This is a genomic window from Streptomyces sp. 3211.6 (assembly GCF_003634815.1).
Taxonomy (GTDB): Bacteria; Actinomycetota; Actinomycetes; order Streptomycetales; family Streptomycetaceae; genus Streptomyces; species Streptomyces katrae_A.
In genome coordinates, this window is record NZ_RBXC01000001.1 from 6,164,763 (window position 1) to 6,185,189 (window position 20,427).

A 20,427-nucleotide genomic window follows, 5' to 3' on the forward strand; every position below is an offset into this window, starting at 1 on the left:
TCAGGCGGACGTGAACAGCAGGGCGGCGTTGTGGCCGCCGAAGCCGAACGCGTTCGACAGGGCGGCGGGCACCGGCATGCGCCGGGGCCCGCCCGCGACCACGTCCAGGCCGATCAGAGGGTCCTGGGACTCCAGGTTGCGGGTCGGCGGGACCACCCCCTCGTACACGGACATCACCGCTGCGAGCGCCCCCACCGCCCCCGCCGCCCCGAACAGGTGGCCCGTCATGGACTTGGTCGCCGTCACCGCGGCGTGCGTGCCGACCGCCTCCCCGAGCGAGCGGGCCTCCACCAGGTCGCCCGCCTGCGTCGACGTCGCGTGCGCGTGCACCAGCGCGACGTCGGCCGGGCCGAGTCCGGCCGAGGCCAGCGCGGTCCGTATCGCGCGCACCTGCCCAGGCGCGTGCGCGGCGGTGATGTGGTGGGCGTCCGAGGTCACCCCGGCCCCCGCCAGCCGCGCGTACACCCGGGCCCCGCGGGCCGCCGCGAACTCCGCCCGCTCCAGGACGAGCAGCCCCGCGCCCTCGCCGATGACGAACCCGTCGCGGCCGGTGTCGAAGGGCCGGCAGGCCGCCCCGGGGGCGTCGTTGCGCGTCGAGTGGGCCCGCGCCTGCGCGAACCCGGCCAGGGGCAGCGGATGCACGCAGGCCTCCGTCCCGCCGGCCACCACCACGTCGGCCCGGCCCAGCCGGATCAGGTCCAGGGCCAGCGCCAGTGCCTCCCCGCCGGAGGCGCAGGCACTGACCGGGGTGTGCGCCCCGGCGCGCGCGCCGAGCTCGATGGACACCCAGGCCGCCGGACCGTTGGCCATCAGCATCGGCACGGTGTGCGGGGAGACCTTGCGCACCCCCGAGGACTCCAGCACGTCGTCCTGCCCGAGCAGGGTCAGCGCCCCGCCCGTCCCGGTCCCGACGACCACGGCGAGCCGCTCCGGCTCCACCGGGGGCCGTCCCGCGTCGGCCCAGGCCTCGCGGGCGGCGACCAGGGCGAGCTGTTCGCACCGGTCCAGGCGACGGGCCAGGACCCGGTCGAGCACCTCGGCCGGGTCCTGGCGGACCCGCCCGGCGATGCGCACCGGCAGGGAAGCCGCCCAGTCCTCCTCGATGGCGCGGATGCCGTTCTCCCCGCGCAGCATCGCCCGCCAGGTCGCCGCCGCGTCGCCGCCCAGCGGGGTCGTGGCCCCCAGGCCGGTGACGGAAACTTCGGTGATGCCCGTACCCATGACGGATCCCCCTTGTGGTCGTTCCACAGTCGGTCTGACTATGTGTCCCACCACTGTGGCAAGCAACGGCAAGGATTCCAGGCGTGCGCATCGAGCAATTCATGATCACGAATTTGTAGGGTTCAGTGAATGACGGTCAGTCGGTCAGGACCGTCGCCGCCCACGCCGCCACCACGGTCAGGCAGGCCGTCAGCTCCACCAGCACGCTCGTCCCCACCGCCCGCATCACCGCCCGCACCGAGGCCACGGCCTCCCCGTGCGCCCCCAGCCGCCGCCGCTCGCACAGGTAGATCCCGCCCACGAACCCCGGGACCGCCCCCACCACCGGGAGCAGCACGAAGCCGACGAGCGCCCCGGCCCCGGCGTACCGCACCATCCGGCGGGTCACCCCCACCCCCCGCAGCCGCCGCGGCGGCAGGTACGCCGTGACCAGCTGGACCACGAGCAGCAGCACCGTCGCCCCGGCCAGCAGGCCCCAGGCCGGCGCCGTCCGCTCGTGCAGCGTCCACCACAAGAGCCCTGCCCACACCAGCCAGGTCCCCGGCACCCCGGGCACCAGCACCCCCGCCACCCCGAGCAGCATGACCAGCCCCACCAGGAACAGCTGAGGCAGACCCATGCGCCCAGCGTGCCCGAGGAGGTGCTACCGGGCCACCCAGCCCCGTTCGTACGCGTGCCAGCCCAGCTGGAGCCGGGTGGTCACCCCGGCCAGCTCCATCAGGCCCTTCACCCGGCGCTGGACCGTGCGCAGGCCCAGCTCCAGGTGCTTGGCCACGCTCGAATCCGTCATCCCGGCCAGCAGCAGGGTCAGGATCTCCAGGTCCGTGGTGTCCGGCACGCCGCCCGACTCCTGCGGCGCCCCGGTCGTCCCCAGCCGGAGCGGGACGGCATCGTGCCAGACCGCCTCGAACAGCCCCACCAGCGACTCCAGCAGCCCCGAGGCGTGGACTACGAGCGCCGCCGGCTCCGCGCCGCGCGCCGTCAACGGCACCATGGCCAGGGTGCGGTCCGCGATGACCAGGCTGGTGGGGACCCGGCCCGTCACCCGCACCCGCGCGCCCCGCACCAGCGCCGTCGACGCCTCCCGGATCCCGGTGGGCAGGCCCAGCACGTCCCGCTCGATGACCACCCGGTACGCGACGCCGCGCACGGAGGCCTCCTCCTCCGTCGGCTCGTTCTCCATGCCCGAGACGACCAGCGGCCGCGCGCTCGCCAGGGCGCACACCTCCGCCTGTGCGCCCAGCTGGATCTGGTGGAAGCGGTGCGCGACCGCGCTCGCGCCCGTCACCACCTCCACCAGGTCGTGCACCACCGGGTCCGCGGGCTCCGCCCGGTACTCCCGCGCCAGCAGCTCCGCGGCCTGCTCGGCCTGCTCCAGTTCCTGCCGCTGCCGGGTGAGGAGGGCGCCCAGGGCCACCTCCGGCGGGGCGGCGACCCAGCGGCCGGGACGGGCCGAGGAGCGGGCCGCCAGCCCCTGCCGTTCCAGGCGCCGCAGGGTCCGCTCCGTCTGCGGTACCGGCAGCGTCAGCCGGCGGGCGAGGTCCGCCGCCTCGGCCGCGCCCAGCGCGACCAGCGCGCGGTACGCCGACTCCTGCCCCTCGTCCAGGCCTATGGCACCCAGCACCCCGTCCACCCCACTCTCCGAGCCGTTCGGGCCCATCTTCGCCGCACGGCCGGTCCGTTTGCCAAGGTGGCGCCGCCGGACCGGGGGACCTTTTCGTGCATTCGGGGTTTTCCGCCGCCCGGTGCGGCCGACAATGAGGGCATGAGTCAGCAGGGCGCGCAGGACTGGTGGCAGAAGCTGTACGAGGACCCGCACGCGGAGCCCGGACCCGACCCGGGGGACACGCTGGACCAGCGCTTCCGCTCGGCGTCGGTCCTGGTCGGCGACGACGGCCCGGCACCGCCCGGGGCCGGGCCCGAGCCCCCGCTGCTGCCCGGCCCCCGCCCCGCCGGCGCCGCGCCCGCGGGGCCCCCGGTGGCCCCCGAGCCGCCCCCCGGGGCCGGCCCGCCGCTGCGGCTGGACAAGGGCGCGCCGCCGCCCCGGCGGGAGGAGCGCCTGCCGCAGCCCCGGCCCGAGGCCCCCGTGCCGCCGCCCCGGCCCGGCGGGCCCGCCCCGGCGCCCCGGTTCGACCATCCCGTGCCGCCGTCCCGGAGCGATCCCCGGGTGGCCGGGGCCACCGGGTACGCCGAGGGGGACCTGGCCGTGCCGCCCGCGCCGGCGGAGGCTCCGCGGGAGCCGGGGCCCGGGCCCCTACCGGAGCCGGCTGGGCGGCCGACGGTCAGCCATCTCGGGGACCGGGCCCCCACCTACGCCGCCGAGCCGGGCGCGCTGCCCGCGGCCGACCCGGCCGCGCTGGACTTCCTCACCCCCGACACCGTCCTGGAGGGGGCCCGCTACGGCACGTACACCCTGCGCGCCGCCTCCCTGCGCGGGGACTCCGCCCGCTACCGGGGCGAAGCCCGCCGGGACTTCCTGCTCACCGCCCGCTTCGGCAGCGGGGACGACGCCCTCGTGCTGGTGGTCCTGGCCGGCGGGGACCGGGCCGCCCCGGGCGCCCGCGAGGCCGCCGCCGAACTCGGGCACTCCGTCGCGGCGGCCGTCGGGCGCAGCCGGGAGCGGCTGGCCGAGGACATCCGGGCGGGCCGCCGCGAAGCCCTGCTCTCCGGGCTCCAGCGTCTCACCGACCGGGGCTACGGGAGGCTGCGGGCCCGGGCCGCCGAACTCGGGCTCGACCAGGAGGCCTACACGGCGGGGCTGCGCGGGCTGCTGCTGCCGCTCGACCCCCAGTGCCCCCACCGGATCTGCTTCGGCGCCGGCGCGGGCGGCATCTTCCGGCTGCGCGCGGGCCGTTGGCAGGACCTGGAGGAGGACACCGCCGGCGCCACCGGTTTCCGGTTCCGCGCCTCCGCGGCCCGTCCGGGTGACACGCTGCTGCTCTGCTCGGGAGGGCTCGCGGACCCCATGCGCGAGGAGGCCCTGCTCCCGGCCGAGCTCGCCGCCCGCTGGTCCCAGGGGGAGCCGCCGGGTCTGGCGGCCTTCCTCGCGGACACCCAGCTGCGGGTCAAGGGATACGCCGACGACCGCACGGCCGCCGCGGTCTGGGAGGCGTGACCGCGCCGTCAAGGGGTGCCACCGCCGGGCGGGGCCGGTTCCTCGATGCCGGCGGGAGATTTCCTCCCCCTCGTGCAGTACGGGCCGCCCGTCAAAAGGCCCCACTTCGCCGGTCGGCGGCCGGAAGCGGCGCAGGGGACCGGTCGCATTCCGGCCTCCGTCCGTACGCGGCCGCGCGGTGCGGCCCGCCGCGTGGCACGGGGGCCCGCTCTGGTGGACGGGGTACGGGAGGCCGGAGGGCTGTCGGTTCCACCCAGGGCCGGTGTCCGGAGGGTGACCGGATTCGCACCATCGGACAGCGGCGCCGTGCCGGCCCGGCCGCGGGCGGGGCGCGGCGCATGGCCGGATCCCGTCGCCGCCGCCCGCCCGGCGCCCGGCGGCGAAGGAGTGCGAACCCGCCCCGGGGGCATGCATCCCGTAGACCAGTTCGACAGCCGGGCACAGTAATACGGGGAGGTACATCGCCGTGCGCGTGGGGGCGAAGACCGGTAAGCCGTGGCGCAGAGGGCGGCCGGTGCCGCGCGAACCGTCGCAGGACCAGACGGAGATGACGCGCAGCGTACCGCGGGCCGACCTGAAGGCGGTGGGCCAGGTGCGCAGGGACCTGCGGGAGCTGCTCCGCCACCGCTGCCGGGCCGACACGGCCGAGGTGGCCGAACTGCTGATCACCGAACTCGTCACCAACGCCCTCGTCCACACGGAAGGGGGTGCCGAGGTGTCCGCGAGCGTCAAGGACGCCCGGTTACGGGTCGAGGTCCGCGACGGAGCCGCCCGCCGGCCCCGGCCGCACGTACCGTCCGCCGACGACGGTACGCACGGACGGGGGCTGGTCCTGGTGGAGGCGCTCGCCGACACCTGGGGCGTGGATCCGACGGCGCTCGGGCCGGGCAAGGTGGTCTGGTTCGAGCTGGAGGACGCCGGATAGCGGCACGGTGGCCCGCGGCGTGCGACGGCGGGGCCGCCCGAAGGCTGCCCCGCCGAGGCGGCACGGCGTTCCGGCCGGTGTGCCGGTCAGCCGAACTGCTGCTCCAGGTCCTTCAGTTTGCGCTCCAGTGAGTCGAGCCGGGGGATGGTCTGGGTGTCGTCCTCGGCGGTGAGGTCCACCGTCCGGGGGCCGGCCGGGTCAGCGGACTCGGCCGTGTTCACGGCTTGCAGGGAGGGCCTTCCGGGGGCCCGTCCCAGCGGGGGCTGGGGGAGCAAGGGCAGTTGTCCGGGTTCCGATATGGCCGGCTCCGCGCCGACCGGCGCGGAGCCCGACCCGGGGTTCAGCCCCGGCAGGTCGACCTGACGCGCCCGGGCCCGCCCGAACGCCCTGTTCTGCCGGCCCAGCGCCTTGATGCGGGCGCGGTCCAGACGGTGCTGCTCCCGCCTGCGGTGGCGGTCCTGCTCCCGCTCCCTCTTGTCCTCGCGCACCTCGTCGACCGCCTCGTCGAGCGTGCGGACGCCCTCCAGGAGCATCAGCGACCAGGCGCCGAAGGTCTCGCGGGGGGCCCGCAGCCAGCGGACCATGCGGATCTGCGGGAGCGGGCGCGGGATCAGGCCCTGCTCGCGCAGCGCCGCCCGGCGGGTCTGCTTGAGGGCCCGGTCGAAGAGCACCGCCGCCGAGAGCGACATCCCGGCGAAGAACTGCGGGGCGCCGTCGTGGCCCGAACCCCGGGGCGCGTGCACCCAGTTGAACCAGGCCGCCGCCCCGGCGAACAGCCAGACCAGCATCCGGGAGCCCAGGGCCGCGTCGCCGTGGCTGGCCTCGCGGACGGCGAGCACCGAGCAGAACATGGCGGCGCCGTCGAGGCCGAACGGGACCAGGTACTCCCAGCCGCCGGAGAGGTTGAGGTTCTGCCGGCCGAAGCCGACCAGTCCGTGGAAGGAGAGCGCGGCGGCCACCGCCGCGCAGCAGAAGAGCAGGACGTACGAGGCGGTGCCGTAGACGGCCTCCTTGCGGCGTCGCCGCTCCTCGCTGCGTTCCCAGCTGTCGTCGGCCGCGGCCTTCTCGCCCTCACGCTTGCCCCGGGCCAGTACCGCCACTGCCGCAAGCACGCCCAGGATCAACAGGCTGCCGGGCAGCAGCCAGTCCAGCGATATGTCGGTCAGTCTCATGCGGTTGTCCCTTGCCTCGCGTATGCGGCGTTCCGGGCGTCATAGTGACGCAGCCGGTCCGTGGTGCACGTGGGTTTCGGGTCAAGTGGACGCCAACGGGGGGCGGGTCCCGTCGGATAGGGTGTTGTGTCTCGAACTCCTGCTCGTAAGCGCCGAGTTGAGTTCGAATTCGCTTCATCCGGCGGGGTGGGTTCAGCCGGTGGCGGCCGTGAGCCGGGCGACCCTTTCGGTGTCGCGGGTGCGGGGGCAGGTCGTACAGGTGTCCTCGGGGCGGACCGTGTAGAAGAAGCAGCAGCCGGCCCGGTCCCGGGTGGTGAGCTCCGTCCCGCCGGGGCCGGCGAGCGTACGGAACCGCGCGCCGCCCGGGTACGGGGCGAGCGCGCCCGGCAGGAGCCGCTCCAGCTCGCGCACCGCCCGCCGCTCCTCGCCGAGCAGGCTCCCGAGGTACCACAGGCCCTCGGTCACCTCGTCGGTGGCCGTGGCCCACAGGGCGCGCGGCCCGCGCCGCATCCGCGGGCCGAACCCCTCGAGCAGCGGCCCGAGGTGCTCGGCCACCGCAGCCCGCACCTCCCGGCGCAGCTCCTCCTCGCCGGTCACGGTCCGCGCGCCGGGGAGGGCCGCCGCGGGGTCGCCGGGCAGGCAGGCGAACTCCTCGACGCGTACGGCCATCCGCCCCTCGGTCCGCTGGAAGGCCACCCGGTCCACGGGGAGCCGGGGCACCCGGCGGTCCAGGAACCAGGGGATGGTGATGAGCAGGCAGGCCGGCCAGGCGTACCGGTGCAGCCCGAAGCCGGCCGCCACGTCGGGCCGCGCCGGGCGCCCGTAGTCCCGTACGACCTGGGCCGCGTCCCAGGCGAGATGGGAGTCGAGCGCCTCGCCGCCCGCCGCGAGCTCGTGCGCGCCGATCCATCCCGCACCGCTGGGGAGGGGTTCGTGCGCGGCGTGCTCGCGGATCCGCAGTCCGGGGTAGGCGGCCGTCAGGCGCTCGTAGGCGCCCGCCACCGGAGAGCCGGGCGGGGCGGGGGCGGGCGAGCCGGACATCACGGACCACCGAATCACGCGGAGTGGGCAAGGTTAGCCTTACCTTAACTGATCTCCGCCGAGCGGGCCGTGCCGTGCCCGTCGCCTATCCTCGGAACCGGTCGAGACCCGGAGGAGGACCGAGTGCACGAAGCGGCCCATGCCCTGGTGTCGGAACCGTCGGAGCCGTCGGAGCCGGCGGGGGCCTTCGAGGCTTCCGTGCCGGTGGTACCGGCCCAGGTCCAGAAGGTGCTGCGCCATTCGGTGCGCGGACAGGTCCTCGTCGCGCTGCGCGCGGCGCTGGTCGACGGGGAGCTGGTGCCGGGGGAGATCTACTCGGGCCCGGCGCTCGGCGATCGCTTCGGGGTCTCCGCGACCCCGGTCCGCGAGGCGATGCAGCAGCTGGCGCTGGAGGGGGCGGTGGAATGCCTGCCCAACCGGGGGTTCCGGGTGCTGACCCGTACCGCCCGGAGCCTGGCGGAGCTGGCCGAGGTGCGGGCGCTGCTGGAGGTCCCGGTGATGCTCCGGCTGGCCCGCTCCGTGCCGGCCGCCACCTGGGAGGCCCTGCGCCCGGCGGCCCATGCCACGGCCGAGGCGGCCGCCGCGGGGGACCTGCCGGCGTACGGGGAGGCGGACCGGGCCTTCCACCGGGCGGTGCTCTCGCTGGCGGACAACGGCCAGCTGGTGCAGGTCGCGGAGGAACTCCACCGGCGTGCGCAGTGGCCCCTGCCGGGGGCTCCGCGGGTGCGGCAGGCCGATCTGGTGGCCGATGCGGCGGAGCATGCGGCGCTGCTGGAGGCGCTGATCGCGCGGGACCTCCCGGTGGTCGAGTCCCTGGTCCGCGAACACTTCGCGGGCGCCTAGCCCCTCCGTCTCCCGCTGCGCGGTACCGTCTCCCCGCCCCGCGCAGCGGCAACGGTCGGCAGCCGACCACCGGCCCCCGGCCACGGGCCCCGGCCCCGCCCGGCCGCCGGCGGACGGAGTCCGTCGCAGCGGCGCGATGCCGGGGAGGCGCCCCCGGCGCCGAGCCGCGCGAGCGGTGCGTCAAGAGGGGAGGCGCCCCCGGCGCCGAGCCGCGCGAGCGGTGCATCAAGAGGGAACGGGGTGGAGTTGGTCCGCCAGCCAGGTCGGGATGCCGCCCAGGAGGTGGAACAGCCGCCGGGCCTCCGCCCGCAGCCGGGACGCCTCCGGCTCCGGCTCCGCCTCCGCCAGCGCGGCCAGCGCGGGGGCCGTGCCCACCAGGAAGCCCAGGTCCTCGCGGATCCGCAGGGACTCCTCGAAGCCCTTGCGGGCCTCCGCCACCTCCCCGTCCCGCAGCGCCAGCGCGGCCAGGTGCCGCCAGGTGAAGGACAGCAGCAGCGTGTCCCCGTGGGCCTCCGCCCCCGCGTGGGCGCGCCGGTAGGCCGGCAGGGCCGCCTGCGGGGCGTCGGCCAGGTGTTCGGCCACCAGCCCCCGCCGGAAGTCCAGCAGCGGGCGGGTCCGCGACCCCGGCGACAGCAGGGCCGCCGCCCGGCCCAGCGCCGAGCGGGCCTCGTCCGCCCGGTCCCGTACGCCGAGCACCGTGGCGGCGTAGGCCAGCTGGCCCCGCTCGCAGGCGGCCGCCCCCCGCTCGTCGTCGTTGCGGGCCGTGGCCTCGGCCAGCCGCAGCGCGTCCTCCGCCTCGCTCCAGCCCTGGCCGGTGAACAGGCACCGTTCCACCAGGAGCGCGGTCCGCTGGACCGCCGCCCCGGCTTCGTGGGCGTGCGGTGTCAGCAGGGCCGCCGCGTCCGTCCAACAGCCGCGCGAGCGCAGCCGCCATATCGCCCGCTGGAGGGGGTCGTCGCCCCCGGTTGATCCCGCACCGGACATGGCGGTATCCGCCACATTGCCCTCCCCGAAGCAGCCAGCAGCAACCAAGCAGCACGTCGTTGAGCCCTGGGGCGAAATGAGAGCACGGATCGGCTGCATCGGCCAAGGGGTCGGGTGAACTCTTTCACAAAGTCCGGACGGTTCGTCAGCGCCCCCCGTCCGGCCCCTTCGTGCCTGCCCGGTCGTATTCGGTCAGCTCATGCGCAGTGCCAGGAAGAAGTCCAGCTTGTCCTCCAGGCGCGAGAGGTCGCGCGCCGTCAGCTGCTCGATTCGCCCGACCCGGTAACGCAGCGTGTTGACGTGGAGGTGCAGCCGCGTCGCGCAGCGGGTCCAGGAGCCGTCGCAGTCGAGGAACGCCTCCAGGGTGGGGATGAGTTCCGCCCGGTGCCGGCGGTCGTAGTCCCGCAGCGGGTCCAGCAGCCGGGCCGTGAAGGCGCGGCGCACGTCGTCCGGCACGAACGGCAGCAGCAGCACGTGCGAGGCGAGCTCGTGGTGGCCCGCGGCGCAGACCCGGCCGGGGCGGGCGGCGGCCACCCGGCGGGCGTGCCGCGCCTCCTCCAGCGCCCCGCGCAGCCCCTCGGCGGAGTGCACGGCCGCGCTGACGCCCAGCGTGAGCCGGCCGTCGTCGGCCAGGCCGGCCGCCAGCGGCTCGCGCACGGTCGCCAGCAGCGCGTCGGCGTGCAGGGCGGAGTCCGGGCCCTTGTCCTCGCCGGCCTCGCCGGAGAGGGCGGGCAGTGGCACGAGGGCGATCGCCTCGTCCCCGGCGTGGGCCACCGCGATCCGGTCGGACGGTTCCGGCCCGGACAGCGACGGGTCGACGAGGATCTCCTCCAGCAGCGACTGGGCCACCGGGCCGCCGGGGATGTCCCCGTTCTCCCAGTCCACCCGCGCCACCACGACCTGCCAGTGCGGGGCGGAGCCCAGCCCGGGCAGCAGCACCGGCGCGGCCACCCGCAGGCGGGCGGCGATCTCGGCGGGCGGCGCGCCCGTCTGGACCAGTTCCAGCACCTCCTGCGCCAGCCGGCGGCGCACCGTACGGGCCGCGTCGCGGCGGTCCCGCTCGACGGCGATCAGCTGGGTGACGCCCTGGAGCAGGTCGAGCCGCTCGGCCGGCCAGTCCCCGGCGTCGGCCTCGACGGCCAGCAGCCAGTCCGACAGCACGGTTTCGCGCACGTCACGGGCCCCGGGGCCCTGACCCCGGCCCGCTCCCCTGATCGGGAAGAGGGAGTAGGTAATACCCTGGATGGACAGCCGGTGCGGGCCCCTTCGGCCGGTCCGGACCGCCGCGAGGTGTTCGCTCGCCAGCGTCGCGCAGACGCCCGGGGCCAGGGGTTCACCCGCCCCGGCGATCTGCCGCCCGGTGGGGGAGAGCACCCAGGCCCGCAGATCGAGGTCCGTGGTGAGCAGATCCAGCACCACATCGGGTCCGCCACCCGCCGGCCCCGAGGTCATCAGCCGCCGGTGGCGGTCCACGACGGCCGCGAGGTCGCCCGCGCGCTCGCCCGAGACCTGCCGCACCACGTATTCCGTGATGGTGGCGAATGCAACGTCCTCGTTCACGGCGAAGAGCGGGAGCCGGTTGCGCCGACAGGCTGAAACCAGATCATCGGGAATGTCGCCGAGCTCCGCCTCGCCCGCCGCGAGGCCGGCCACCCCGGCACTCGCAAGGATTCGTACGAATGGCTCGGAGTCGGCTGAATTTCTTCGCCATGCCAGGCCGGTGAGGACGAGTTCTCCTCCCGAGAGGTATCGGCTGGGATCCCTCAGGTCGGTCGTCATGACCCCGCGGACCGTCCGGTCGAGTTCTTCCTCGCCGCCCAGCAGCCGCAGCCCCAGCGCCTCGGTTTCCAGCAGTGCGCGCAGCCGCATGATGTCGCCGCCGATCTGTCTCGAATGTTGCCGTTGGAAATCGGGCAGGTCGTCGCATCCTGCCTTTCATACGAATCTACAAGACGGGAGAGGCACCCAGCCAACTCCTTCATGGTTTCGGTGACTGCACCCCGGGACGCGCGGCTTGTGTACTGGCTCCACACCGCGTTAACAGCACGTGAACGACCAGTCGAGGGCCCCTAGGCCTCCTGGCTTGAAGTGAACGGCCCGACTAAGAAGAAGAGAGCCGCACATGGACTTCCTTCGCCCCGCCAGCTGGGAGGAGGCACTCGCCGCCAAGGCCGAGTACCCCACAGCTGTGCCGATTGCGGGTGGCACCGACATCATGGTCGAGATCAACTTCGACCACCGCCGTCCGGAATACCTCCTGGACCTCAACCGCATCGAGCTGCTGCGGGAGTGGGAGGTCGGCGAGGAGGTCACCAAGCTGGGTGCCTCCGTTCCGTACACCCAGATCATGGAGAACCTGCGCGGTACGCTCCCGGGTCTCGCGCTCGCCTCGCACACGGTCGCGTCCCCGCAGATCCGCAACCGCGGCGGTGTCGGCGGCAACCTCGGCTGCGCCTCGCCCGCCGGCGACTCCCACCCCGCCCTGCTGGCCGCCGGCTGCGAGGTCGAGGTGGAGTCCGTACGCGGCTCCCGCATGATCCCGATCGACGAGTTCTACACCGGCGTGAAGCGCAACGCGCTCGCCGCCGACGAACTGATCAAGTCGGTGCACATCAAGAACGCCACGGGCCCCCAGCAGTACTCGAAGGTCGGCACCCGCAACGCGATGGTCATCGCCGTGTGCGGCTTCGGCCTCGCGCTGCACCCCGACACCCGTACCGTCCGTACGGGCATCGGCTCCGCCGCCCCGACCCCCGTCCGGGCCAAGGCCGCCGAGGAATTCCTGAACGCCGCGCTCGAAGAGGGCGGTTTCTGGGACAACGGCAAGGTCATCACCCCGTCGATCGCCAAGCAGTTCGGTGAGCTCGCCTCCGCCGCGTGCAACCCGATCGACGACGTCCGCGGCACGGCGAAGTACCGCCGTCACGCGGTTGGCATCCTTGCTCGCCGCCAGCTCGTCTGGACCTGGGAGCAGTACCGCGGCACCAACGGCCGCTCGCTTGAAGGGGCTGCGTAATCATGCGCGTCAATTTCACCGTCAACGGTCGTCCGCAGGAAGCCGACGACGTCTGGGAGGGCGAGTCCCTCCTCTACGTGCTGCGCGAGCGCCTGGGCCTGCCCGGCTCGAAGAACGCCTGTGAGCAGGGCGAGTGCGGTTCCTGCACCGTCCGCCTCGACGGCGTGCCGGTCTGTTCCTGCCTGGTCGCGGCCGGTCAGGTCGAGGGCCGCGACGTCGTGACCGTCGAGGGCCTGGCCGACTTCGCCAAGCAGCGCGAGGAGCACGGCCACGCCTGTGGCACCAGCGCCTGCGGCGGCGGCAAGGGCGTGTCCACGGACGAGGCCAAGCACTGGTCCGCCAAGGGCACCGACTCCCAGACCGGTGAGGGCGTCGAGCTCTCCAACATCCAGCAGGCGTTCATCGACGCCGGCGCCGTCCAGTGCGGTTTCTGCACCCCGGGTCTGCTCGTGCAGGCCGACGCGCTGCTGGAGAGCAACGCGTCCCCGTCCGACCAGGACATCCGTGAGGCCCTGTCCGGCAACCTCTGCCGCTGCACGGGCTACGAGAAGATCCTCGACGCGGTCCGCCTCGCGGCCGCCCGTCAGGGAGAGGCTGTCTGATCATGGCCAACACCCGCACCACGCCTTCCGGGACCCCGACGAACGTCACCCAGAAGCACACCAAGGGCGGCATCGGCGAGTCCACGCTCCGCCCGGACGGCACCCTCAAGGTCACCGGCGAGTTCGCGTACTCCTCGGACATGTGGCACGAGGACATGCTGTGGGGCCAGACCCTGCGCAGCACCGTCGCCCACGCCGAGATCGTATCCATCGACATCTCCGAGGCCCTGGCCATGCCGGGCGTCTACTCGGTGCTGACGTACGACGACCTGCCGGCCGAGATGAAGAACTACGGCCTGGAGATCCAGGACACCCCGGTCCTCGCCAACGGCCGGGTACGCCACCACGGCGAGCCGGTCGCCCTCGTGGCCGCCGACCACCCGGAGACCGCCCGCCGCGCGGCCGCCAAGATCAAGATCGACTACAAGGAGCTGCCGCTCGTCACGGACGAGGCCTCCGCCCTCGCCGCAGACGCGCCGCTGCTCCACCCGGGCCGCGACGACCACCACGCCGGTCACGTCCCGCACCCCAACATCGTGCACCGCCAGCCGATCATCCGCGGCAACGTGGAGGAGGCCCGCAAGCGGGCCGACGTGATCGTCGAGGGCGAGTACACCTTCGGCATGCAGGACCAGGCCTTCCTCGGCCCGGAGTCCGGCCTCGCCGTGCCCTCCGAGGACGGCGGTGTCGACCTCTACGTCGCCACCCAGTGGCTGCACTCGGACCTCAAGCAGATCGCCCCCGTCCTCGGCCTGCCCGAGGAGAAGGTGCGCATGACGCTCTCCGGCGTCGGCGGTGCCTTCGGCGGCCGCGAGGACATCTCGATGCAGATCCACGCCTGCCTCCTGGCCCTGGCCACGGGCAAGCCGGTCAAGATCGTCTACAACCGCTTCGAGTCCTTCTTCGGCCACGTGCACCGCCACCCGGCGAAGCTCTGGTACGAGCACGGCGCCACCAAGGACGGCAAGATCACGCACATGAAGTGCAAGATCGTGCTCGACGGGGGCGCCTACGCCTCGGCCTCCCCGGCCGTCGTCGGCAACGCCTCCTCCCTCTCGGTGGGCCCGTACGTCATCGACGACGTGGACATCGAGGCGATCGCGCTCTACACGAACAACCCGCCCTGCGGCGCGATGCGCGGCTTCGGCGCCGTCCAGGCCTGCTTCGCGTACGAGGCCCAGATGGACAAGCTCGCGGCGAAGCTGGGCATGGACCCGGTCGAGTTCCGCCAGCTGAACGCCATGGAGATGGGCACGATCATGCCCACCGGCCAGGTCGTGGACTCCCCGGCCCCGGTCGCCGAGCTGCTGCGCCGGGTCAAGGCCCGCCCGCTGCCGCCGGAGCGCCAGTGGGAGACCGCCGGCGAGGCCGCGGACCTGCGCGCGCTGCCGGGTGGTCTGTCCAACACCACCCACGGCGAGGGCGTCGTGCGCGGCGTCGGCTACGCGGTCGGCATCAAGAACGTCGGCTTCTCCGAGGGCTTCGACGACTACTCCACCGCCCGCGTGCGCCTGGAGGTCATCAACGGCGAGCCCGTCGCGATGGTCCACACGGCCATGGCGGAGGTCGGCCAGGGCGGTGTCACCGTCCACGCGCAGATCGCCCGCACCGAGCTGGGCGTCACGCAGGTGACCATCCACCCGGCCGACACGCAGGTCGGCTCCGCCGGTTCCACGTCCGCCTCGCGGCAGACGTACATGACCGGTGGCGCCGTGAAGAACACCTGCGAGGCCGTGCGCGAGGCGCTGCTGGAGATGGGCCGCCGCAAGAACGGCTCGTACCACCCGGCGTGGGCCCACGCGGAGCTCCTGCTGGAGGGCGGCAAGGTCGTCACGGACGGCGGTGAGGTCCTCGCGGACATCGCCGACATCCTCGAGGACGAGGCCATCGACCTCGAACTCGAGTTCCGTCACCGTCCGACCGTCGCGTTCGACCTGGTCACCGGCCAGGGCGACGGCCACGTCCAGTACACCTTCGCCGCGCACCGCGCGGTCGTCGAGGTGGACACCGAGCTCGGTCTGGTCAAGGTCGTCGAGCTGGCGACCGCCCAGGACGTCGGCAAGGCGCTCAACATGCTCTCCGTCGTCGGCCAGATCCAGGGTGGTACCACCCAGGGCCTCGGCGTGGCGGTCATGGAAGAGATCATCGTGGACCCGAAGACCGCGAAGGTGCGCAACCCCTCCTTCACGGACTACCTGATCCCGACCATCCTCGACACCCCGACCATCCCGGTCGACGTCCTGGAGCTCGCCGACCCGAACGCGCCCTACGGCCTGCGCGGCCTGGGCGAGGCCCCGACCCTGTCGTCCACCCCGGCCGTCCTCGCGGCGATCCGGGCGGCGACCGGTCTGGAGCTCAACAAGACGCCGATCCGTCCGGAAGCCCTCACCGGGACCCTCTAGGAACGGCCCGGTCCGGGGGCCGAGAGGCCCCCGGACCCCCTGGACTCTCCGGGCGGTGCGGACACGGGAACGTCACACTTGCCGCCCGCACCGCCCGGAGCACCGAAGTAACCGCACCGCTCGCGGTCAGCTTCACCCGCAGCACCCCTGCGAAAACCCCCCCCGTAGTACCAGCGGTCACCCCGCACTACCCGCAGTACACGCAGTGCACTTTCGCGTCGCCTCGGGCCGTCACCCCGGGTCGTGCAGCCAACGCAATTTCCCAAATCCCGCGTCTCCAATCTTTATGCGGGTGCCCCTTTGAACCTTGGGAGTCAGGCACCATGACCCAGTCGTCTGTGGAGCCCAAGACCACCGCGGAAGAGGCCGGCGACGGCTCTCTGAACCCCGCCGGGCGTTCTTGGCTCGACCGTTACTTTCACATCACCCATAGAGGGTCGACCGTCGGCACCGAGATTCGTGGCGGCGTCACGACCTTCATGGCCATGGCGTACATCCTCCTGCTGAACCCGCTGATCCTCTCCGGCAAGGACGTCGCCGGCGACACGATGAGCCAGAAGGCCCTGATCACGGCCACCGCCTTCGCCGCGGCCGCGACCACCCTCCTGATGGGCTTCATCGGCAAGGTCCCGCTGGTCCTGGCCGCGGGCCTGTCCGTCTCCGGCGTCCTGTCCTCGCAGGTCGCCCCGCAGATGACCTGGCCGCAGGCCATGGGCATGTGCGTCATGTACGGCGTCGTGATCTGTCTCCTGGTCGTCACCGGCCTCCGGGAGATGATCATGAACGCGATCCCGCTCGCGCTCAAGCACGCGATCACCATGGGCATCGGCATGTTCGTCGCCCTGATCGGTCTCGTGAAGGCCGGCTTCGTCGGCAAGGGCCCCGAGTTCGGTCCCCCCGTCCAGCTCGGTTCGGTCGGCGAGCTCGCCGGCTGGCCCGTCCTGATCTTCTGCCTCACCCTGCTGGCGATCTTCATGCTCCAGGCCCGCAAGGTCCCGGGCGCCATCCTGATCGGCATCGTCGGCGGCACCGTCCTCGCGGCCATCGTCAACGCCGTCGTGGACATCGACCCGAAGGCCTGGAAGAACGGCCCGCCGGTCCTCGACGGCTCCGCCATCTCGATGCCCGACTTCTCGCTCTTCGGCAAGGTCGAGTTCGGCGGCTGGGGCGACGTCGGTGTCATGACCGTCGGCATGATCGTCTTCACCCTCGTGCTCGCCGGCTTCTTCGACGCCATGGCCACCATCATCGGCGTCGGCACCGAGGCCAAGCTGGCCGACGACCAGGGCCGCATGCCGGGCCTGTCCAAGGCGCTGTTCATCGACGGTGCCGGTGGCGCCATCGGCGGCATCGCCGGCGGCTCCGGCCAGACGGTCTTCGTCGAGTCGGCCACCGGCGTCGGCGAGGGCGCCCGCACGGGCCTCGCCTCCGCCGTCAGCGGTCTGCTCTTCGCCGCCTGCCTCTTCTTCACCCCGATCACGCAGATCGTCCCGGGTGAGGTCGCCTCCGCGGCCCTGGTCGTCATCGGCGCGATGATGATGCAGAACGCCCGCCACGTGGACTGGGCCGACGCCGCGACCGCGATCCCGGTCTTCCTGACCGTCGTGATCATGCCGTTCACGTACTCGATCACCCCCGGCGTCGCCGCCGGTGTGCTCTCCTACGTGGCCATCAAGGTCGCGCAGGGCAAGGCCCGCGAGATCGGTGCCTTCATGTGGGCGCTCACCGTCGTCTTCCTGATCTTCTTCGCGCTCCACCCCATCGAGGCGTGGCTCGGCGTGAAGTAGTCCGGCGAAGATCGGTACCGACCCGGCCGGCACCGGGCCCCCGCGGCCCGGTGCCGGCCGGGTCACCACCCTTCACGCAACCCATACTGGAAACCGAACCTCTCCGAGGAGGCCGCACATGCTGGACATCGCCGAAGAACTGAACCGGTGGGTCGAGCAGGGACGTGACTTCGCCGTCGCCACCGTGGTGGCGGTCGGCGGCAGCGCGCCCCGGCAGCCCGGAGCCGCCCTCGCCGTCGACAGCGAGGGCACGGCCATCGGCTCGGTTTCCGGCGGCTGCGTGGAGGGGGCCGTCTACGAGCTCTGCCGGCAGTCGCTCGAGGACGGCGAGACCGTCCAGGAGCGCTTCGGCTACAGCGACGACGACGCCTTCGCCGTGGGCCTGACCTGCGGCGGCATCATCGACATCCTGGTCACCCCGGTTCCCGTCGGCTCCCCCCGGCGCGAGGCCCTGGCCACCGCCCTGCGCGCCGCCTCGAACGGCGAGGCGGCGGCCCTCGCCCGGATAGCCGACGGCCCGGCCGAGCTGATGGGCCGCGCCCTGGTCGTCCTCGGCGACGGCTCCTTCGAAGGCGGCTTCGGCGGCCACCCCGAGCTCGACCGGACCATCGCCGAAGAGGCCCGCGCCATGCTGGACGCCGGCAAGACCGGCGTCCTGGAGATCGGCGCCGACGGCAGGCTCTGCGGAGAGCCCCTCAAGGTGCTCGTCGAGTCCAGCGTCCCGCCCCCGCGGATGATCGTCTTCGGGGCCATCGACTTCGCCTCCGCCCTGGTGCGGATCGGCAAGTTCCTCGGCTACCACGTCACGCTGTGCGACGCCCGGCCCGTGTTCGCCACGAAGAAGCGCTTCCCCGAGGCGGACGAGGTCGTGGTCGACTGGCCGCACCGCTACCTGGAGGCCCAGGCCCAGTCCGGCGCCGTCGACGGCCGCACCGTTCTGTGCGTCCTGACCCACGACGCCAAGTTCGACGTCCCGCTCCTCGAACTGGCCCTCAGGCTGCCCGTCGCCTACGTCGGCGCCATGGGCTCCCGCCGCACGCACGAGGACCGCAACAAGCGGCTGCGCGAGGTCGGCGTGACCGAGCTCGAACTGGCGCGCCTGCGCTCCCCGATCGGCCTGGACCTGGGCGCCCGCTCCCCGGAGGAGACCGCGCTGTCCATCGCCGCCGAGATCGTCGCCAACCGCCGCGGCGGCAGCGGAGCGGCCCTGACCGGTGCGCACATCCCGATCCACCGGGACTCCTCGCACACCGTGGTCTCCCGCATCGGCTCCGTCGCCTGAGCCGGCGGACCACCGGCACGACCGAAGGCGCAGCCCCCCGAGGGTTGCGCCTTCTGCGCGTCCCGCCTATTTTACCGGCCGGTAACGGAGCTTCTTCGCAACGGAGTTGAGCGGATGTCCCGGTACGGTCGCACCCCTTCACGCACCCTCCGCCTGGCCTGCGCCCTGGCACTGGCGGGCCTCGCGGCCGCGCTGGGCCCGGCCGCCGCCGCGTCCCCCCAGGCGGCGCCCGCCACGGAACCCGGGCTGCGGGAGGTGCTCTTCGTCGGCAACAACTGGGAGGGCACCGCCGACGTCCTCGCCTCCACCGGCGACCTCGCCCGCGTCGGCAGGATCAACGTGATCCCCGACAAGGAGGAAAGGCTCCGGGAGATCTACCTCAACCCCGTGAAGCTCGGCTTCTTCCTGGGCATCCGGGCCACCGCCGGAGAGGGCCACGACCAGTTCGCCGACGACATGTACACCACCCCGGACGGCACCGCGGTGGTCGTCTCGCGCCCCAGCTTCGCCGACGTGGTCTCCGTCGACCTGCGCTCGGGCCGCATCAACTGGCGCTTCCCCGTCGCCGGTTACCGCTCCGACCACATGGCCGTCTCGCCCGACGGCACCCGGGTGGCCGTCTCCGCCTCCACCGCCAACACCGTGCACGTCCTCGACATCGCCACCGGCCGCCAGGTCGGCTCCTTCGCCACCGGCGACAAGCCGCACGAGAACACCTACACCCGGGGCGGCCGCCTCCTGTGGAACAGCTCCATCGGGGACGTGACCTCCGCCCTCGACGCGCCCTGGCTGGACTGGACGAAGGGCGACCGCAAGCTCACCGTCGTCGACGCGCAGACCTTCCGCACCGTCCGGACCGTCGACATGCGCGAACGCCTCGACGCCTTCGGCCGCCAGGACCTCTCCGACGCCGTCCGCCCCATGGTCTTCACCCCCGACGAGTCCACGCTCTACTTCCAGGTCTCCTTCTTCAACGGCCTCGTGGAGTACGACGTCGCCGGCGACCGGATCACCCGGGTCAAGACCCTCCCCGAGAACCCCGCCACCAGCCGCGACCGCACCACCTGGGTCAACGACTCCCGCCACCACGGCCTGTCCATGAGCCCCGACGGCAGCAAGCTCTGCGTCGCCGGCACCATGGACGACTACGCCACCGTCGTGGACCGCGCCACCCTCGCCGAAGGCCCCCTGGTCCCCGCCGACAAGCCCTACTGGGCCACCGTCGACGGCGACGGCAAGGGCTGCGTCATCTCCGAGAGCGGCGCCGACCGGGTCACCGCCATCGACTTCGCCACCGGCGCCAAGCGGGTCTCCGTCCCCGTCGGCGACCACCCCCAGCGGGTCCGCCTCGGCCGCGTCCCGGCGGACTGGAGCGGCCCCGGCGCCCGGCAGGCCCCGGCGGCCACCCGGGAGTAGCGTGGGAAGGGGGAACACCCGTCGCGTCTCGCGCCCCCTGCAAGGAGAGCCGCGCGTATGTCCAGACTGCCCCGATCACCGCGCTCCCGTGCCCCCCACGGCGCGGCCCTGGCCCTCACGCTGTTCCTCGCGCTCTCCGGCCCCGGCCCGGCCTTCGCTGCCACGGCCGCCGGGGATCCGGGCGACATCGAGGTGGGGGACTGCTTCAACGCCAGCACCGCCCCGAAGGACTACCAGCGTGACAAGGTGACCCAAGGGCCCTTGTCGGTCGACATCGTGCCCTGCGACCAGCCGCACCAGTCCGAGGCGTACGCCGTCATCGCCTTGCCGGACGGACCCTATCCCGGCGAGAGCGCGCTCCTGCCCCTCGCCCGCGAGAAGTGCGGCGGCAAGACGCTTTCCGACTACGTGGGCACCGACGCGAAACTCTCGGCCACGTTGACGGAGTACTTCTTCGGTCCGTCCGCCGACAACTGGAAAGCCGGGGACCGCGACCTCATCTGCTATCTCAGCGAACCCGGGGGCAAGACCACCGGCTCCCTGCGCGCCTCCTGATCCTGAGTTCGCACAGATCAAGCCACTATGGTGCGAGCCGTCCGCGATGACCGTTTAGTCTCCTGA

17 protein-coding genes are annotated in these 20,427 nt (G+C 73.4%); 10 read left to right on the forward strand and 7 right to left on the reverse strand.

Annotation, left to right across the window (positions count from 1 at the left end; translation table 11 throughout):
- From BX286_RS28410 to BX286_RS28420, 3 genes are all read right to left on the reverse strand, one after another.
- Positions 1–1,221 carry a beta-ketoacyl synthase gene (locus tag BX286_RS28410; protein ID WP_079430347.1) on the reverse strand — a complete coding sequence of 407 codons (1,221 nt, stop codon included), beginning with the start codon at positions 1,219–1,221 and terminating at the stop codon, positions 1–3.
- A 136-nt stretch (positions 1,222–1,357) separates the two neighbouring features.
- Positions 1,358–1,840: a DUF456 domain-containing protein gene (locus tag BX286_RS28415; protein ID WP_121016665.1), complete on the reverse strand. Its 483-nt coding sequence runs from the start codon at positions 1,838–1,840 to the stop codon at positions 1,358–1,360.
- Positions 1,841–1,864: 24 nt separating this feature from the next.
- Complete coding sequence (locus tag BX286_RS28420; RefSeq protein ID WP_079432020.1) at positions 1,865–2,845, reverse strand: helix-turn-helix domain-containing protein; 981 nt, start codon at positions 2,843–2,845, stop codon at positions 1,865–1,867.
- 141 nt (positions 2,846–2,986) lie between these two features.
- Between BX286_RS28420 and BX286_RS28425 the strand changes: the two genes are divergently transcribed.
- Together BX286_RS28425 and BX286_RS28430 are read left to right on the forward strand one after the other, a co-directional pair.
- A complete protein-coding gene (locus tag BX286_RS28425) occupies positions 2,987–4,336 on the forward strand; it encodes a protein phosphatase 2C domain-containing protein (protein ID WP_121016667.1) in 1,350 nt (449 codons plus the stop codon).
- A gap of 547 nt (positions 4,337–4,883) precedes the next feature.
- Complete coding sequence (locus BX286_RS28430) at positions 4,884–5,261, forward strand: ATP-binding protein (protein WP_079430350.1); 378 nt, start codon at positions 4,884–4,886, stop codon at positions 5,259–5,261.
- Positions 5,262–5,347: 86 nt separating this feature from the next.
- Here the strand turns inward: BX286_RS28430 and BX286_RS28435 are convergent, their stop codons facing one another.
- On the reverse strand, positions 5,348–6,433 hold the full coding sequence (locus BX286_RS28435) for a DUF2637 domain-containing protein (protein WP_079430351.1): 1,086 nt from the start codon (positions 6,431–6,433) through the stop codon (positions 5,348–5,350).
- 192 nt (positions 6,434–6,625) lie between these two features.
- Positions 6,626–7,474, reverse strand: a complete 849-nt coding sequence (locus BX286_RS28440; protein ID WP_121016669.1) for a (2Fe-2S)-binding protein — start codon at positions 7,472–7,474, stop codon at positions 6,626–6,628.
- A gap of 198 nt (positions 7,475–7,672) precedes the next feature.
- Between BX286_RS28440 and BX286_RS28445 the strand changes: the two genes are divergently transcribed.
- Positions 7,673–8,317, forward strand: coding sequence for a GntR family transcriptional regulator (locus tag BX286_RS28445; protein WP_237293377.1), 645 nt, complete (start codon positions 7,673–7,675; stop codon positions 8,315–8,317).
- A 225-nt stretch (positions 8,318–8,542) separates the two neighbouring features.
- Here the strand turns inward: BX286_RS28445 and BX286_RS28450 are convergent, their stop codons facing one another.
- Together BX286_RS28450 and BX286_RS28455 are read right to left on the reverse strand one after the other, a co-directional pair.
- Positions 8,543–9,301 (reverse strand): hypothetical protein, encoded by a 759-nt coding sequence (locus BX286_RS28450; protein WP_185117230.1) that lies wholly within the window; start codon positions 9,299–9,301, stop codon positions 8,543–8,545.
- Positions 9,302–9,493: 192 nt separating this feature from the next.
- The gene (locus BX286_RS28455; protein ID WP_079430355.1) at positions 9,494–11,170 is read right to left on the reverse strand and encodes a PucR family transcriptional regulator ligand-binding domain-containing protein; all 1,677 of its coding nucleotides are present in this window, start codon (positions 11,168–11,170) and stop codon (positions 9,494–9,496) included.
- Between the two features lie 253 nt (positions 11,171–11,423).
- Between BX286_RS28455 and BX286_RS28460 the strand changes: the two genes are divergently transcribed.
- The 7 genes from BX286_RS28460 (at position 11,424) to BX286_RS28490 (ending at position 20,361) form a co-directional block, all read left to right on the forward strand.
- A complete protein-coding gene (locus tag BX286_RS28460; RefSeq protein WP_079430356.1) occupies positions 11,424–12,317 on the forward strand; it encodes a xanthine dehydrogenase family protein subunit M in 894 nt (297 codons plus the stop codon).
- Positions 12,318–12,319: 2 nt separating this feature from the next.
- On the forward strand, positions 12,320–12,919 hold the full coding sequence (locus tag BX286_RS28465; protein ID WP_079430357.1) for a (2Fe-2S)-binding protein: 600 nt from the start codon (positions 12,320–12,322) through the stop codon (positions 12,917–12,919).
- Positions 12,920–12,921: 2 nt separating this feature from the next.
- A complete protein-coding gene (pucD, locus tag BX286_RS28470) occupies positions 12,922–15,321 on the forward strand; it encodes a xanthine dehydrogenase subunit D (RefSeq protein ID WP_079430358.1) in 2,400 nt (799 codons plus the stop codon).
- 323 nt (positions 15,322–15,644) lie between these two features.
- Positions 15,645–17,108: an NCS2 family permease gene (locus BX286_RS28475; protein WP_079430359.1), complete on the forward strand. Its 1,464-nt coding sequence runs from the start codon at positions 15,645–15,647 to the stop codon at positions 17,106–17,108.
- Between the two features lie 118 nt (positions 17,109–17,226).
- Positions 17,227–18,390 (forward strand): XdhC family protein, encoded by a 1,164-nt coding sequence (locus tag BX286_RS28480; protein ID WP_079430360.1) that lies wholly within the window; start codon positions 17,227–17,229, stop codon positions 18,388–18,390.
- 114 nt (positions 18,391–18,504) lie between these two features.
- A complete protein-coding gene (locus BX286_RS28485; protein WP_121016670.1) occupies positions 18,505–19,806 on the forward strand; it encodes a YncE family protein in 1,302 nt (433 codons plus the stop codon).
- 57 nt (positions 19,807–19,863) lie between these two features.
- On the forward strand, positions 19,864–20,361 hold the full coding sequence (locus tag BX286_RS28490; RefSeq protein ID WP_079430362.1) for a septum formation family protein: 498 nt from the start codon (positions 19,864–19,866) through the stop codon (positions 20,359–20,361).
- Positions 20,362–20,427 lie beyond the last annotated feature (66 nt).